The 14,960-nt window shown below is 48.2% G+C and carries 9 protein-coding genes; 6 read left to right on the plus strand and 3 right to left on the minus strand.

Translation table 11 applies throughout. The features are described 5' to 3' along the window. Positions 1 to 33: 33 nt before the first annotated feature. On the minus strand, positions 34 to 2,559 hold the full coding sequence (locus BBG47_RS07875; protein WP_254659776.1) for a GH39 family glycosyl hydrolase: 2,526 nt from the start codon (positions 2,557 to 2,559) through the stop codon (positions 34 to 36). A 225-nt stretch (positions 2,560 to 2,784) separates the two neighbouring features. On the opposite strand from BBG47_RS07875, the gene BBG47_RS07880 reads away from it, so the two are divergent. From BBG47_RS07880 to BBG47_RS30640, 6 genes are all read left to right on the plus strand, one after another. Next, positions 2,785 to 4,059 carry an esterase/lipase family protein gene (locus tag BBG47_RS07880; RefSeq protein ID WP_083189149.1) on the plus strand — a complete coding sequence of 425 codons (1,275 nt, stop codon included), beginning with the start codon at positions 2,785 to 2,787 and terminating at the stop codon, positions 4,057 to 4,059. Positions 4,060 to 4,158: 99 nt separating this feature from the next. Further along, entirely contained in the window at positions 4,159 to 4,875 is a 717-nt protein-coding gene (locus tag BBG47_RS07885; protein WP_065291279.1) for a YiiX/YebB-like N1pC/P60 family cysteine hydrolase, read from the plus strand. Positions 4,876 to 4,900: 25 nt separating this feature from the next. Continuing rightward, positions 4,901 to 6,082 (plus strand): hypothetical protein, encoded by a 1,182-nt coding sequence (locus tag BBG47_RS07890; RefSeq protein WP_254659777.1) that lies wholly within the window; start codon positions 4,901 to 4,903, stop codon positions 6,080 to 6,082. Positions 6,083 to 6,332: 250 nt separating this feature from the next. Continuing rightward, the gene (locus tag BBG47_RS07895) at positions 6,333 to 8,393 is read left to right on the plus strand and encodes a methyl-accepting chemotaxis protein (RefSeq protein ID WP_083189151.1); all 2,061 of its coding nucleotides are present in this window, start codon (positions 6,333 to 6,335) and stop codon (positions 8,391 to 8,393) included. Between the two features lie 261 nt (positions 8,394 to 8,654). Continuing rightward, the gene (locus tag BBG47_RS07900; RefSeq protein ID WP_254659778.1) at positions 8,655 to 10,205 is read left to right on the plus strand and encodes a cache domain-containing protein; all 1,551 of its coding nucleotides are present in this window, start codon (positions 8,655 to 8,657) and stop codon (positions 10,203 to 10,205) included. Continuing rightward, positions 10,138 to 10,704: a methyl-accepting chemotaxis protein gene (locus BBG47_RS30640; protein ID WP_254659779.1), complete on the plus strand. Its 567-nt coding sequence runs from the start codon at positions 10,138 to 10,140 to the stop codon at positions 10,702 to 10,704. The genes BBG47_RS07900 and BBG47_RS30640 overlap by 68 nt, the downstream gene beginning before the upstream one ends. Before the next feature lie 81 nt (positions 10,705 to 10,785). Here BBG47_RS30640 and BBG47_RS07905 read toward each other — a convergent pair whose 3' ends face one another. Both BBG47_RS07905 and ltrA read right to left on the minus strand, forming a co-directional pair. Next, a complete protein-coding gene (locus BBG47_RS07905; protein WP_065291280.1) occupies positions 10,786 to 13,092 on the minus strand; it encodes a glycoside hydrolase family 65 protein in 2,307 nt (768 codons plus the stop codon). A gap of 110 nt (positions 13,093 to 13,202) precedes the next feature. Further along, entirely contained in the window at positions 13,203 to 14,594 is a 1,392-nt protein-coding gene (gene ltrA, locus BBG47_RS07910; protein ID WP_065291281.1) for a group II intron reverse transcriptase/maturase, read from the minus strand. Between the last annotated feature and the right edge of the window lie 366 nt (positions 14,595 to 14,960).

The raw sequence follows: 14,960 nt of genomic DNA on the forward strand, positions 1-14,960 counted from the left end.
AAAACAGAAGCCTCCTGCTGCCACTGAGGCCGACTAGTATTGCCTTGCAAACGTAAGCAAGATCACGCCATGAGGTGGAAGGGTCACTTCTTGCTGCCAGCCCTGCACACCATAAATCATCCGGGTATTCATCAGCGGCCCGCTTCGAGCGTCCAAATAATGAAGCTCCTCCTCAGTGAGAAATTGAGGGGCGCCAAGTCGGACCCATTCATCAAACACAGATCCGTGTTCGCGATCCAGCTGGTAGCTTGTCATTTTATAGCTCCCAACAAGCCCTTCGAGGTGGATATGGAACCTTTTATTTCCCTTCTCCTCGAATACGGCATATCGATTCGTATCGGACAGCTCCGACCAATCTCCACTTGCGAAGAGCTGATCGACATGCACGTAATGGTACAGAAGCAGCTGGACACTGCCGTCGCTGCGCCTTGTCGCGAAATAACCGTCCCCGCGAGCAATGATCTGATCCCCAAGCCTGTGCAGCAGCTCAAAGGCATAGTAGCTTGGCTTCCTTAGCCCGTCCCGATTAATAAGCCCGAATCCCCCGTAGAAGTGGGATGTCGGAACGATGCTTTCCTCGAATACGTCTGTAAAAGACCAGAAGGCCAGTCCCTTCATAGTGCCAAGTGTTGTAAGCGCATGATAAATGACGAACGGGGCCATAAACGCCGTATCATGCACCAGATTGCGGTCATACAGCGAGAAGTTCCACTCGGTCATGAACAGTTCCACATCGCGATAAGGCGTAACCGAGAGCTTGTCTTTCAATCGTTCAATGCTCTCCATATAAAAGGACGGCGGCATGATCGTGGTCAGGCGATCATTCTCTTCCTTCTGGAAGGGGTACTCCGAATACACATGGAAGGAGAAAAAGTCGAGCGGCACCTGATGATCGCTGCAATGCGCCAAAAACTCCTCCGCCCAGGTATCGTTCCATAACGAACCGTAGCCAAGAGCAGGTCCGCCGACCTTAAGCTCCGGTGAGATGGACTTAATCGCCTGCACCGTCGATTCATAGAATGCAAAGTATTCCTCCTTCGTCCCTGCCCAACACACGCCGGACAAGTCAGGCTCGTTCCAGACCTCAAAGTACCAGCGGCTCACCTCGTCCCAGCCATAGCGGTTCATGCAGTGGCGTACGAATTCCTGAATCAGAGCATCCCACTTGGCCTGCTCCTTAGGCGGGGAAATGCTGCCTTTCCACCAAAAAACGGTTTCATTCGATCTTCTCAAGGGACTCGGCATGAACCCAAGCTCGACGAAGGGCCTTACGCCCTGCTGAAGCAAATAATCATACAGCTTGTCCACGTAGGACCAATTGTAGATCGGCGTACCGTCAGCCTCCTCGCTGTATACCATCATTTCATCATTAAAGATGCCGTGGAAGCGAATATATTGAAAAGGAAAATGGCGCTGCATCCCGCTGAACTGGCATCGCCAGTCCTCTCTTAATCCCTCGACCGCCCGTCCTGCCGTCGTGACGACGTTCCAATGCTTATCGAAAGGCGCGCTCTGCTCATTCGCATGAACCATTACGTTCACCGACGTTGAAGCAGCGGCTGATATAGTTCCGGCCATCGGGGAAACGGGCCTAGACTCGGTTCCCTCGTCCGAATGGAGATGAAGGTAACGATACAGTGAAGACATTGCCTGAATCGTATCGGTTTCGTAATAGTCTCCGCTGGATGACTCTTCATAGGTTAGCGGCTTTCGATCTGGATCCGGCAGATCGGTCAGGGCGAAAGATTCACGATATGCGCTTGGCGTGCTATTGTATTTTTCCTTGAAATATTTATTGAACAGCTTAACGTTAGCAAAGCCGCAGTCTAGCGCAATTTCCGTGATGCTCTTGGCCGTATTAGCCAGTTCTGCCTGTGCTTTCTCGAGACGGACAAGCGTCAAATACTTTTGAAAGGGGATGCCGATTTTGTCGCTGAAGAAATGCGAAAAATAATGCAGGCTTAAATGCTCCTGATCCGCCATCGTCTGAAGCGTAATTTTCTGGTTAAAATGCTGATCGATGTACTCGAGCACCCGATTCAGCCGCTTGTAGTCATACGACTTCGTATCTTCCTCGACAGCCTCGTTAGTTCCTGATGAGAGATAGCGCAGCAGATGGCCGCACAGCATCTGCAGACACCCCAGGGTGTAGCTGCGAAAGCCGCTTGCCTTCTTGTTGATCTCATAGACCATCTTCGCCAAATAATGGCGGATGACATCATAGCTGCCGCGATTCTCCTCCGTCTGCGTACTGGAATTGCAATGAATAAACGCGTTCGTATCGAGCCACTCCGGGCCGAATTGCAGCGTTAGCAGCACGTTATCCTCGTTCGTACGCTCAATCTTGTGCACGGACATGCTATTGATGACAATAATATCGTCCTGATGAAGGAAATATTGGCGCTGATCCGTATACATGACCACCGAGCCTTGAAGAACATAAATAATTTCAATCTCTTTATGCCAATGGAAATGGATATGCTTCACGCTGTTTACGAATAATTTGATAGGCAAATCGTCTTGGTGCTGTATAAACTCGTATAAGTAACGGATAATCAAGCTCCCCCTTTCCATACTTTATTATGTGATTGAGCGTCCAGGAAATTCAAGGAGCCTTCTTCTTCCTCCGAACACAAAACTAATTCCAGTACAGGGAACTTATTACTGATGCTCAGCAACTAAATTGTAACCGTTTTCTTTATAATGAAGTTTAGGGGGTCCTTCGCGAACTCCCGATAACTAATGAAGGACTGCCTCGAAGCAGTCCAGGAAAGGGAGGATGCTATGTCCCGTTTTAAGCATGGCAAGAAGCTCATGGTGACCTTCGTCGCGCTCCTCATGTGCACGCTGCTCATCTCCTTCTCGCAAGCCCAGGCTGGCGGATCAACGCTGGCCATGGAGCAATCATTCCCAAATGTCGCCAATGGCTGGGCCAAGGTAGAACGCTGGAAGGACAGTAATCCCATGTTCACAGCGGAACAATATCCCCCAGATGGCCGAGGAGATCAGAATGGACAGCGGCTCACCTTCTTCGGAGGCGTTGGCCAGCCCCATTCAAGCCGCTTCTTGCTGTACTATGCACCTCAATATGACACCAATGCAAAATCCACACCCGTTCTGCTCGTCCATGGCGCTAATGACAATGCCGACCGGGCTTGGGCTAACCCAAATGAGTTTGGGCCGAATACATGTGGAGCTTCCTCATGCCCGAGCACAGGCCTGATGCAGCAGCTTGTCAGCCAAGGGTATAAAGTATTTGCAATCGGATTCGGTCACAAGCATGGGGACAATTACTATGCCGCCGAGCACATCCAGAATGCGATCCATATTATTAAGCAAACAACGGGTGCCAGCAAAGTTGATGTTGTCGCTTGGAGCAAAGGGGCCTTCGCCTCGCGGATGTATGCTTCCTCCGTAGCAAAAGGCGGCGGAACTCCGTATGCCAATGATATTCGAAAACTTATTCTCATTGGCAGTCCGAATAAAGGAACGGACTTTATATTCAGGCACGGATGGACCTTCAATTATGGAATCATTCCGGAATGCGGCGGCAATGTCAATGCCCCTTCTCCCCACACACAAATGATATGTTATGGCATCTGGCGCAATCATCCCGAGCTGTCCATATACAGTACTTCTCAAGGCAACTATTTCCCCGGGCAAAAGCAAATGTTGGCAAAATGGGACACTACGTACCCGCTTCCGGCAACTGAGCAAGATTGGTATACAACCTATTATGGAGGTACGGGATTCTTCACGAAAGGAGATGGGATCGATACCGCAATTCAGCAGGGATCGCTCATTAACAAACTTATAGGCTCTGGCATACCAGATACAATTGCCACTTACCTGCTGTCTGGCAATGAAAACAACATTCCGAACGTACACAATGAGCATACAGGGCCCAGCGATGGAGTGGTATTCGTGAACAGTGCTTCCGCAACGGATGGAATTGGAACTGTCGCAGGAAATGTTACCTTGAAGCTCAATCACTTAAAACTAGCCTGGGCTCCGCAATCCGTAAATGTCATCGAACAATGGCTCAATGCAACTCCTTAATACAAAAAAATTAATAATTAGTAAAATTATTGAATATTTTCCCAAGTTGATTGTATGATAGGAGTGAAAGTATACCAATTGATAGATGGGAGGATTTGAATGAAAAAGATTTTGCTTGTTATGCTTCTGTTGACGTTGTTCGTTCCTACTACCGTTGGCGCGTTGGGTCAAGATGAAGAAGCACAGCTGGATCGCGTGTTAGGGGTATACCCTGATGTGACGAAGGAACAGCTCTTGTCCGAAATTGATTACGCTTCCCAGGTTACTAATCAGCCACGCAACATCATCATCCAACAGATGTACAAGGAGCTCAGCTCCAAAAGGCTGTCACCGCAAATGAGCATCGCCTCAGGGGACAAAGGTCAAGGAGCTTATCAGCTCGCCTCTTCCAGCAAAGGCGATGTGTTCTTCGAGACCGCTTCGACGATCGGCATCCCTCATGGCCATGTAGGCATCTACTACACACCAGATTATATCGTCGAGTCTGTCCCTAGCACAGGAGTCCGCAAAGTAAAGCTCATTGATAAGCGAGTAGATAGCGGCTCCAAGATTCTCACCCTCAAGAACGAATATGCAGGCGCAACTGCGCGGTCTCAAGCTGCTGACTGGGCAAATGGCCGTATCGGTGAAAAGTATTCCTACAATTTTGCTACGAATCGTCTTACCTCATGCTCCGGCGACAAGAACTGCTCCAAGTTAGTATGGTGCGCCTTCAAAGAGAAAGCCAACATCGATATTGATGGAGATGGCGGACTCGGTGTATATCCTGTCGATATTCGCGACTCATCCATGTTCACAACAGTAAGAAGCTATTAATTTGTTCGGAACGGAGATGAGAAGCTTGAAGACCTCGAATCAGGCTATGTTACGCATCCTTATCTATACCGTCTTCCTAGTCATTTCCTCTCTTCTCATCTCTTGTTCTCAATCATCTCCACAAGACAATAATACCAAGCTGAATAACCCTCCCGTCGCCCTTGTCTACTACTCTACTTCCTTATCCCAGGAAATCATCGGCGGCGGGAACTCTTACTTCTTGTCTATCGACAAGGACGGGAGCATTCAGACTCGGAACGGAGATGGATTGGAATGGAATGCCCCTGTCCAGCTTCAGGACTCGAATCGCATTGTCATCCAAGCAAGAGAGAAGGTTCATGTGCAGCAGGGCAAGGGAACTGAGGATACATATTCTTCACGTTGTAAAGTAAGTGCAGGGTATAGACAGATGTCGGGCTACTTAACCTCGAGCAAGTTATATTATGCTTTGTTCAACAAAGGGATTGACACCCATGACAACTATATATCTACCATCCGCTGGGGAGATGCGCAGCACCATAATTGCGCGGATATTCCAGAGTTTGTTGAGGCGCAGGGCAGCGACGAGAATCATATCTATGCATTAACCTCCGATCATGCCTCTCTGCAAGGGCTAAATCTAGTTGTGATGGAGCTAGAGGGGAACAAGCTTCAACAAACGAAATATCCTCTATTGGACATCTATACAGGATCTCTTATCGTGCAATCGAAGATGGTTTCCACACCAAACAATATGTACGTGGTCTTCTCAACCCGAGATGAGCACAATCGTATCCATCTTCAGCTTATGGAAATTAATAAGTCCACACATACGGCAACAACCTATTCGCTTCATACATACGGAGAAGAGCCAGACAATGCATATTTCTCGCTTAGCGCCAATAGTATCGGCATCGTGGATAAGATGCTCTATTATGTAGACGGCTACGGTACAATTTTCTCGTTCTCACTGGATACGAAGGCTTCTGTGAAGTCCAACACCCTTGCCAAGTTCCATCGGACATCCAATCTGAACGATGCAATGGGCTACGTATATGGCACTTTCTATTACCTGTTCCGCTATGATGAGTCCGACCAAATACATAAGATTGAACAATACCAATTGTCGGATGGAAAATTGCTGAAAAAACTACTTATTCCTAACCTGGCTTCGAAACTCTCCTCCGGCGTCTACTTATATGATTTTCAAATGCTCACCAATCTGTAAATGCCCTCGCGGGCTGCCTTCATCTTCATCCAAGACGAGGCAGCCCTTTTCATTTGAATGAGATCGTCTCCCTCCCTCCCCTGATTACCGTAATTTACCTATAGAAATTTACTTAAAATTATATGTTTAATAGATTGAATGAGCACAACATCATATTTTTCCAACCTATTCAGAAAGGAGGTGATTAGACGTTCAACCGCGTAAAAGCAGACCATAGCATCGCAAAATATAACAGCAGGGGTGGACTAGCATGGTAACACAGAAGAAGTGGACTTCTCGCATCGTTAATATGTCGCTGAGGGTAAAGCTCCCACTGTTAATCAGCACGATGGTAGTAGCTATGTTGATTGGAACGAGTACAATACTTTACTGGTTCAGTTCTGACATTCTCTTGAAGGAAAGCAAAAACAGTTTGACTATGAACGCCAACCGCATCGGCGAAGGATTATGGTCTTCCGTAAAGCTGGAAGAACAGTCCGTATATTTGGCCTCAATACATGGTACATACCGCTCATTGCTGGATCTTCGAGCAGCGTCGTCTATGGATGATGCTCATTTCTTTTCGAAGGACAATTCCTTGTTCACCGAAGCAAATAGGCTGCTGGCCCAAAGTTTCCAAGGCAGTACGGGCACGGAATCCTATCAGCTCATTGATAAGAAAGGGATCGTCATTGCAAGCTCCACTCCGGAAGCCATCGGGCAAAGCCGCGCAGATCGCGCTTATTTTCAGGCTGCCATGAAGGGAACGCCGACCATAAGTGACGCTTTAACTTCGAAGAGCAACGGAAGCCAAATCGTCGTATTCGCTCAACCGATATCAGCGGACGACTCGAAGGTAGACGGTGTCTTTATTTCGACGGTCAACACCTCGTTCTTCGTGGACCAGTTGAAGCAAATGGCCGGCGATAAAGTAGGCACAATTATGATTACAGACCGCCTAGGCCATACGCTCTTCCATTCACAAGATAAGACTGCGACTGGAAAACAGATCAAATCCAACAAGCTGAAATCGATTTTCCAGGCTTCTGGAAACAAGGATATTGTTCGCGGAAATCTTGACGATGCCGATCAATATGTTCTGTATTCGAAGATTCCAGGAGCAGACTGGACTGTATTCTCGTTCGACAGTTATGCGAACATTAAGCGCCCACTCGATCATTTATTTATGAACATATCACTCATAACGATCGGCGCTCTGCTGCTGTCCGTAGCTGCTGGCTTACTTATCTCGCTTTCCATAACACGGCCAATAGGCAGATTAACAGAATCGTTCAAGAAGCTGGCTTCCGGCGATCTCACCGTCGCTGCTACAGGAAGCTATAAGAGTGAATTCAAAGACTTGGCAGACAGCTTCACGGTCATGGTGGAACAAAATAAAAGCTTGATTGGCCACATGAACCGCTCCATTGCACAGTTGAATACAAATACAGACGAATTGGACGCTGCTTCCAAACAAACGAATATATCCATTCAGGAAACTTCGATCACCACGATGGAAATCGCAAAAGCGATGGAATCTCAATCGTTCGATACTGAACATATTGTTAATCAATTCAGTGATCTCGGTGACAAAATCGCAGTCGTTAACCAATTGTCGTCAGCAGTTAAGGAGCGTACGGACTCTATTATTGACGTCTTCCATACCGGAAATGAAGTTATCAACCAGCTTATCCGGGCCCATGACGACAGCGAGAAAGAGGTCAGCTCCATTTCGACCATTACCACCAAGCTAGAGGCAAGCTCGATCAGCATTGCTTCGATTACGGAAGCGATCGGCAAAATCGCCAAGCAAACGAACCTACTAGCACTGAACGCATCGATTGAAGCCGCTCGCGCCGGTGAACATGGCCGAGGATTCGGTGTCGTTGCTTCCGAAGTCAGACAGCTCGCAGAACTGTGTGCGCAGCAGTCAAGCGACATTGAGGAAATCATTACGAATAACCTAAGCTTGACCAAGGAGGCGAACGATTCCGTACGCAGTCTCCAAAACGTATCCACTCAGCAAGATCAATATGTCGACCAGACAAAACAGGCATTCGAAGTGATCCTGAATAATGTCATGGATATCACCAAACAGATTAAAGACATGGCCCATGAGATCGATATTATGAAACAGAACAAAGATGACGTTATGGAGCTCGCACAGAACTTATCCGCCTCTGGCGAAGAAGTATCGGCTTCCGTTGAGGAAGTTACTTCGACCATTCAAGTACAATCAGCTATGGTGCAGCAGTTGTCCTCGATGATTGAGGAAATTGACAGCCTCACCAAGCAGCTGAAGGAAGCTTCTTCGAAATTTAAAACCGAATAGCATGCAAAATGGGGCTCCCAATAGTCATTTGAGATGACTAGGGACGCCCCTTTCTTTATTTCTTTATGACTCAAGTGTTCACCCCGCGCATTTACCGTAATTTACCTATATAAAAACACTTAAATTTTTCCGTTGAATAGATTAATAGACTTCTGATCATATTTTTCCAAATAGTTGGGAAGGAGGCATATACAGAGATGGAAAATCGGATTTACATAGGGGTCATAGGAACATATCTTGTACATCAGGGGTGAGACGAGGATGGTAACACATAAGAAGTGGGGCATTCACATCGGGAATATGTCACTGCAAGTAAAGCTTCCGTTGTTAATCAGCACCTTGGCGGTATGCATGTTGATCGGAACAAGTTCCATATTGTACTGGTACGGATCCGACATGCTTTTGAAGGAAAGCAAGAACAACATGATTTTGAATGCCAACCGCATCGGTGAAGGGTTATGGTCGTCCGTGCAACTGGAGGAGCAGTCCATCTATTTGGCGTCTATCAATCAGACATACCTCTCCTTGCTGCAGCTTCGGGCGGAGCATTCGTTAATGGATGCCGATTTTTTCTCTGAACGCAATCCGCTTTTCATGAAGGCGAATAAGCTGATGGCTGATAGTCTCAAAACGAGCTCGGGCAGTCTCATCGATAAGAACGGCATCATCATTGCGAGTTCGAACCGGGACAACATTGGAAGCAGCCGCATGGATCGAACCTATTTCCAAGCGGCAATGAAAGGACAATCGTTCATCAGCGAGTCGATTGTATCCAAAAGTACCGGCAGTCAGGTGGTTGTGTTCGCACAACCTATCCTGGGGGATGGCGCGAATGTTGAAGGTGTGTTTATTATGACCGTAAACACCTCGTTTTTTGTAGACCAACTGAAGCATGCGGACGACAATGGGCAAGGAAGCACCATAATCTTGGATCGCGAAGGCCGAACCATCTTCCACTCAAGCAATAACTCGGCAATTGGGCAGATGGTAGAATCCGACAAGTTTAATTCAGTCGTTCAGTCTCCCGTTAAGGGGCAAATCTCCCGAGGAGGTATTGAGGATCCGGAATACTTTATCCGTTATTCTAAAATTCCGAAAGCAGATTGGACAATTGTGGTGCAAGACAGCTATAAGAACATTAAGAAACCTCTAAATGATCTATTCGCCAACATATCGATCATTACGCTTGTTGCCCTATTGATATCCTTGACGATAGGTATCATCATCTCACGTACGATTACGCGGCCAATCGCAAGACTAACCGACTTGTTCAAGACATTGGCGTCCGGCGATCTTACCGTTGCCGCAACAGGCAACTACAAGAGTGAATTCAAAGACTTGGCGGATAGTTTCACCGTTATGGTCGAACAAAATAAGAGCCTGATTTCCCAAATGAATCACTCAATTGAGCACTTGAACACAAGCACAAATGAATTGGATACCGCCTCCAAGCAAACGACGATATCCATTCAGGAAACATCGATTACGACCATGGAAATCGCCAAAGCTATAGAGTCCCAAGCGCTTGATACCGAGCAAATCGTAAATAAGTTCGGTGATCTCGGAGATAAAATTGCAGTTGTCAATCAATTGTCATCCGCTGTGAAGGAGCGGACGGATTCCATTATTGAAGTCTTCCATAGTGGAAATGAAGTCGTGAATCAGCTGATCCATACCCATGGTGACAGTGAACAGGAAGTTGCTTCAATCGCAGCCATCACAACCAAAGCTGGAGGAAAGCTCCTTGCGCATTGCCTCCATTACGGAAACCATCGGCAAGATTGCAAAACAAACGAACTTGCTCGCTCTTAACGCCTCGATAGAAGCCGCACGAGCTGGGGAGCATGGCAAAGGATTCGCCGTTGTTGCTTCCGAAGTAAGACAATTGGCGGAGCTATGTGCCAAGCAGTCAAGCGAGATCGAGGAAATCATCACAGACAACATAAGCTTGGCGCAGGAGGCAAATGGATCAGTAAGAAGCCTTCAACATGTGTCTGCCAAGCAAAATCAATACGTAGACGATACGAAGCTGGCGTTTGAAGCCATTTTGAACAACGTTGTTGACATCTCTGATCAAGTCAAGGGCATGGCCTACGAAATGGACAACATGAAGCGGGGCAAAGAGGACGTTATGGAGCTGGCTCAGAACTTGTCCGCTTCTGGCGAAGAAGTGTCTGCTTCTGTTGAGCAGGTAACCTCCACGATTCAAGTACAATCAGCTATGGTGCAGCAATTGGCCTCCATGATTGAGGAGATCGACGCATTGACCAAGCAGCTAAGAGAGGCTTCCTCGAACTTCAAAACCGAATAGAACGCAAATAGACCGTTTCCTTACCAGAAACGGTCTATTTGCGTAAATATTTTCGTGTGGTATGAAATTCCTATTCCTATTCTAATGTAATTTTATTGTCATGCAGCCTTCCAGCACGAACGGTTTATTTCCATGTTTCAGCCGAATCGGCTCACCCACAGCTAACGTATATGTCGCAGCGTCTTTGGTTACCGATACTTCAACGATTCTGCCATGATACTGTACTCGGAACGCGTAGCTGCTCCAAGCTGCTGGAATGGTCGGACAGAAGGTTAATTCATGCTCGTCATGGCGCATGCCCGCAAAGCCGTTCACGATTGTCAACCAACTGCCGGCCATAGAGGCGGAATGAATGCCATCCTTGACATTACCATGGAAATCGTCCAGATCCATCCGCGCCGATTGCATAAAATAGTCGTACGCCTTCTCGATCTCGCCAAGCTCTGCCGCGACAATGGCATAAATGCAGGCCGACAGGGAAGAATCATGCGTCGTCAGCGGCTCGTAGTACCGATAATTGGCTAGCTTCTCTTCTTTCGTAAAGCGATGTCCCTGCAAATAAAAGGCAAGCACCAAATCCGCCTGCTTGAGCACCTGGTATTTATAGATAACCATCGGATGGTAGTGCAACAGAAGCGGATATTTATCCTTGGGTGTACCGTCAAAATCCCATACAGCCTTGTCCAAGAAGCTATCGTCTTGTCCGATCAAGCCTTTTGCACGGTGAACATACATATGCTCAGCCATTCTTGACCACTCATTCAATTCTTGATCGCTTACCTGATGACACAAGGTGAGCCGGTTCCATGCATTAATGTCGTTTTTCATTCGCCGCAGCGAATGTACTGTAAATTCGAGCTGATCTTTCACCATCACATTCGTGTACGTATTATTGTTGACCATGGCCGTATACTCGTCAGGCCCCGTCACCCCATTCAGGCAGAACCCTTTCCCTTCGATCCAATCGCCCGCATCGGCAAAAAATCGGCACGTCTCGATTAAAATATCCAAGCCTTCCTCCAGTAGGTAGGCGTCATCATTCGTCGCCTCAACATACTTTTTCACAGCATAAGCGATATCCGCGTTAATGTGCAGCTGGGCCGAGCCTGCTGGATAATAGGGAGACGTCTCTTCTCCGTCGATCGTCCGCCACGCATACAATGCCCCTGCATAGCCCAGCTCTGCCGCGCGCGCCTTCGCCTTAGGCAGAATTCGGTGGCGATACTTCAGCAATTGACGGGCAATAGAGGGGTTTGTATATAAGAAGAAGGGAAGAACATACGTCTCCGTATCCCAGAAATAGTGGCCCTCATAGCCTTCTCCTGTAATGCCCTTCGCCCCCATATTCGTTTCGCCGTCCCTGCCGACCGATTGGAATAAATGATAAGCATTGAACCGAAGCCCCTGCTGCAGTGCCGGATCGCCTTCTACGGAAATGTCTGCAGTACTCCAGAACTCCGCGAGAATGTCCGCCTGCTGCGACTGATACCATACGTAGCCTTTCGCCTTGGCAGAGGTTAGCAGCGCAATCGAACGGGGCCATAAGTCGGCTTGCGTCTCTTCCTTACAGCTATGATAGGAAATGAATTTATCAAACATGACGGCTTCTCCTTGAACAGCCTCCACCGTGAATGTCATCTCCATTCGTTGATCCTGCATGACCGTTGTGGCTGTATACGCTGTATTCAAGTCATGCTCCATACCCGACACCAGCGTAAATCCGGTATTTTTCGTGCGATGCAGCATGCCGCCATACGTTCCGTTCTCCTTCAACTCCTTCGTCAACAGCACTTGTCCTGCAAAGCCCGAGCCTGTCCGAGGATCGCCCATCGTCACTTGATTGGACACTTCCCCGTTCATGGTGGAGACGATTCGCAATGGCCCCGAGAAATTGAGCGGTGTAACCCGATAACGAATCAAGGCAAGATGCTTCTCAGCAAAAGACGCAAAGCGCTCGATATGCAGGTCGAGCAGCTTGCCTTGTCCAGTCTTCCAGCGCAAGCTTCGTGTCATGGTGCCTTGGCGCATATGCAACTGGCGACGATACTCTTCTACCGTTGACTTCATTACATCGAACCTTTCTCCGTCCACCCACAGCTCAATGCCCTTACTGTCGGCAACGTTCAACATCGTTTGCCTGTTTTTGGCGTAACCGAAGGCTTCCTCCCCATATTGAATCGGAGTAGATTCGTAGAATCCGTTCAAATAAGTTCCGTTCAGCGACAAACCTTCCGAACCGCTAAAGCCCTCCTCGAAGCTGCCGCGCATGCCGATGTAGCCATTCGCGACGGCGAACACCGTTTCGCTGCGCTGATTATTCACTAGGGCTGGCGTTTCTTCTGTTATTGTCCAAGGCTCATTCGGATAAATGATGCTTCCTTGTTTCATGTCAGGTTCCCCCTTCGCCTATCCGTTGCTAATCGAGTAGATAGGGGCGGCTAGCCCCTGACCTCTCACACCACCGTACATGCGGGTCCGCATACGGCGGTTCCTAAAGGTTAACAAATTTCCAGATAACGTGAAGCTAAACTCAATAGCCCTTGGTCGTTCCAATACGAACGATTAAGGGCATTATTTATGTTTCTGGACATCTCCCAGCATCCTCGCCGAGAGTTAGCTATCATCCTTGCCGCCCATTCTGGAACCCCTAAAGCGCGTAGATTTCGCAATCGAGACTTAGGCAATTTCCATTGCTTCCATAGACACATGCGGAGTCTTCGACGAATCCATTCGTCCAATCGTTCGCAGTGTGTTTTAACAGATGCTAAACGGAAATAGCCAATCCACCCCATTAAATACCGGTTTAGCTCTTTTATGCGTTTCTCCATTGAAATCCCTCGAGTTCGTGAGGTAATCTCTCTTACGCGTTCCTTTAGCTGTTCCAGTTTCTTTGGAGCGATTCGTATCGTAGCTCCCTTGTTACTCAGGAAACTGAACCCAAGGAACTTTCGCTTCCACGGGCGATCCACTGCGCTTTTGTCCCGATTCACTTTCAGTTTTAGCTTCCCCTCTAAATAGCGTATGACCGATTCCATGACTCTTTCCCCAGCCCGTTTACTTCGGACAAAGGTGTTACAATCGTCCGCATAACGTACGAAATGCAGGTCTCTTTTTGTTAGTTCCTTGTCCAAGTCATCTAACAAGATGTTAGCTAAGAGAGGACTGAGAGGACCCCCTTGCGGCGTGCCCTCCTCTGTTTTCTGCTCTAGACCATCGATCATGACTCCTGCCTGTAGGTAGGCTCGAGTCAGTTTCAGAACTCGCTTGTCTGAAACTTTCCTTGCCACTCTCGACATGAGGATGTCGTGGTTGACCCGGTCAAAGAATTTCTCCAAGTCCATGTCTACGACCCAGCGGTATCCTTCTTGGATGAAAGATTGCGCTTGCTTCACGGCATCGTGAGCGCGTTTCCTCGGACGGAACCCGAAGCTATGCGGTGAGAAGTATGGATCGTATATGGGTGTCATTACTTGCATGAGGGCTTGCTGGATAAAGCGATCCATCACGGTTGGGATACCTAGCAGCCGCACCCCGCCTCCAGGTTTTGGGATTTCCACCCGTTTGACTGGCATCGGTCTGTATGTACCCGCTTGGAGTTCGGCTTTCACCGTTTCCCAGCGTTCCCACAAGTGTGCTTGTAGCTCAGCTACTGTCACTTTGTCTACACCCGGCGCTCCTCCGTTCTGTTTCACTCGCTTGTAAGCGAGCCGACGATTGCTTCCTTCGAGCATTCGCTCCAGCAAGTCGTTCTGCCCTTCGCGAGAAGAATGGTCGAATTGTGCCGACGAAGAACTCAGCGCTCCGGCATACCCTTGCGGCTTCACCACTACTTTTTGCCGTGAGCCTTCATATGAAGTTGGCTGCTGTCGTTGCTCTTTGTGCGAACGCATCGCTCTCTTCTCTCCTTTAAGTTCAGCCCTTTCGCGGATTGTTGCAACAATCTGCGTACTATGGCGTCTGCTGACTCCTGCAGATTCAGCGCGGCTTCTCAGCCATGGTTACGAAGTGACTTCGCGTATTCTGCAGGCCTCCCCAGATAAGAGCGTCATCTTTCCGCCCGCGCTTGCCCAAGTTTACGGCTACAGCCTTTGGCAGCTTGGGATTTTGTCATGGTTTGGTGACTCATCCGACTGCAACCGCCTCAAATTGGATTCGTATACCTCAAGCCGTGCGTTTGCCTCCAGCTTCCTTCAGATTCCTCCTCACGGCGGACACCCTTGCTCTTGGCTAATGGTAGGCGCTTGCCAGCCCCCATT

Origin of the sequence: Paenibacillus sp. KS1, from assembly GCF_001680695.1 — a bacterium.
GTDB classification, from domain to species: domain Bacteria; phylum Bacillota; class Bacilli; order Paenibacillales; family Paenibacillaceae; genus Paenibacillus_B; species Paenibacillus_B suaedae.